Below are 2,265 nucleotides of genomic sequence, written 5' to 3'. Positions count from 1 at the left end.
GCCGCTGGTGCGCAAGCTCGCGAGCGAGCACGGCATCGACCTGGCCTCCCTCACCGGTACCGGTGTCGGAGGGCGCATCCGCAAGCAGGACGTCCTCGACGCGGTCGAGGCCGCCAAGTCGGCTCCCGCCGCCCCCGTGTCGGCTCCTGCCGCCGCCGCTGCGAAGGCCGCGCGCACCCCGCTCGAGACCTCGCCCCTGCGCGGCACGACGCAGTCGCTCTCGCGTCTGCGGAAGGTCCTCGCCCAGCGCGCCGTCGAGTCGATGCAGTCGACCGCTCAGCTCACCTCGGTCGTCGAGGTCGACGTGACCAACGTCGCCCGATTCCGCGACTCGGTGAAGAAGAGCTTCCACGAGAAGACCGGCGCCAAGCTGTCCTTCCTCCCGTTCTTCGCCCTGGCGGCCGCCGAGGCGCTGAAGGCCTACCCGGTCATCAACTCGACGCTCGACGGCGACTCGATCGTCTACCCGGACCACGAGAACATCAGCATCGCGGTCGACACCGAGCGCGGCCTGCTGACCCCGGTCCTGAAGAACGCATCGGACCTCAACCTCGCGCAGATCGCCTCCACCATCGGCGACCTCGCGGAGCGCACCCGCAACAACAAGCTCAAGCCCGACGAGCTGGCCGGCGGGACCTTCACGCTGACCAACACCGGATCGCGCGGCGCGCTGTTCGACACGCCGGTCGTCTTCCTGCCGCAGACCGCCATCCTCGGCACCGGCATCGTGACCCGCAAGCCCGCCGTGGTGCAGGTCGACGGCCAGGACGCCATCGCGATCCGCTCGACCGTCTACCTCGCGCTCTCGTACGACCACCGCACGGTGGACGGCGCGGACGCGGCGCGGTTCCTGGTCGCGATCAAGGAGCGCCTCGAGGAGGGCTCGTTCGAGAACGACCTCGGCATCTGATCGCGAGGGGCCGCTGAGGCCGGGGCGTCCCGCCCTCACTCGGTGAACACCTCGCGCAGCAGCCAGCCGGCCTCCGTCCTGATGATCAGGACGGAGGCCGCTGTCGTTCCTCCGTCCATGCCGACCTCGACGAGTGCGGTCGCGCCGTGCGTGTCGGTGAGGACAGCGCCGTCGAGCGGTCCGAGCGACACGACGTAGTCCGACCCGCCCTCGGAGCGCAGCGGCGAGTCGTCCGTCGTCAGGCTGCGGAGGCAGGAGTCGTCCCCGCTCGCTGTGCACGATGCGGCGGCGAGGAGCAGGGCCGTCGCCGCTTCACCGGCGGGAGTGCCGGGCGAAGGCGGTGCGGGAGCCGCAGGTGACGAGGTGCTCGGGCGGGCGGACGCGCCGCCCCCATCGTCCGCCGCCGCCGACCGCGCCGACTCCCCGCCGCCCTGCGTCGCGAGCGAGGCGATCAGGGCGCCGAGCACGACGACCGCGGCCGACAGCAGCGGCCCCCGTCGCTCCACCGCGAGGGTGAGGGCCCTCCGTCTCCAGCCGTCGAGAGGGTGCACGCGCCGGTGCCTCGCAGGACCGCCGTCCACGGCGGGACCTGCCGGACCGGGTGCGCGGCTCCGGGGACCGCGAGAAGCCCGTCGTCTCCGGTGGATCAGGGCGATGAGGGATCTCCGCGCGCGATCGAGCGCAGTGGCGGCGACCGGCGCGACAGGATCCTCCTCCGCGGGCACCGTCGGAACGACCGGAGAGGCGAGCAGGTCCCCGAGCGGCGCCGGGGCCGCCGAACGGTACAGGTGCGCTTCCAGCTCGGCGAGCTCCGCCGTCGCCGGAGGCGGGGACAGCGGCTGGACGACGAGCATCAGACGCCGCAGCGCCTCGGCGGGTGCTGTCCTCGCGCCGTCGCCACCGGTCACCAGCAGCACGGGCCGCCCCTGCGCCGTCAGTCCGACCGTCCCGGCCTCGACCGAGATGAGCACTCCGAGCTCCTGAGCGTCGCGGAGCGCGGCGGCGATCGGAGCGAGGACCGTGACCGCCGCTCCCGCGGTGAGGACGCGGCCGCGGGTCAGGAGTCCCGCGAGAGTGTCGACGACGGCCGGTCGGGTCAGCAGTACGACGGCGTCCTCATCCTCGTCGGCGAGGTCTACGAGGCTCTCCCGGTGCTCGTGGGGAGGCAGATCGGCGAGGCCGGTGCGGAGCGAGGCCGCCGCCTGCTCCCGGGAGAACCGGCGGGCCAGCAGCACGGTCCCGTCGGGAGCGCGCACGAGCTCGCCGAGCGCGGAGGGCCCGAGGATGTCGTGTCCGGCGAGGGCCGGTCGCGGCCCGGCGCCGCGCTGGTCGGAGGTCGATGCCATGCGCCGAGT

2 protein-coding genes are annotated in these 2,265 nt (G+C 73.5%); one reads left to right on the top strand and one right to left on the bottom strand.

Going from position 1 to position 2,265, the window contains the following annotated elements:
• Positions 1-910 (top strand): 2-oxoglutarate dehydrogenase, E2 component, dihydrolipoamide succinyltransferase (gene sucB / locus IOC53_RS18590; protein ID WP_207408093.1); only part of this gene is annotated, 910 nt, incomplete at its 5' end.
• Positions 911-945: 35 nt separating this feature from the next.
• Here the strand turns inward: sucB and IOC53_RS18585 are convergent.
• Positions 946-2,265, bottom strand: a 1,320-nt coding sequence (locus IOC53_RS18585; protein WP_207408091.1) for a hypothetical protein, incomplete at its 5' end; no start/stop codon positions are given.

It is taken from the genome of Rathayibacter sp. SD072 (assembly GCF_017355185.1).
GTDB lineage: Bacteria > Actinomycetota > Actinomycetes > Actinomycetales > Microbacteriaceae > Rathayibacter.
Note: the sequence above shows the minus strand (reverse complement) of the source record. Positions and strands in the feature narration are given on the sequence as shown.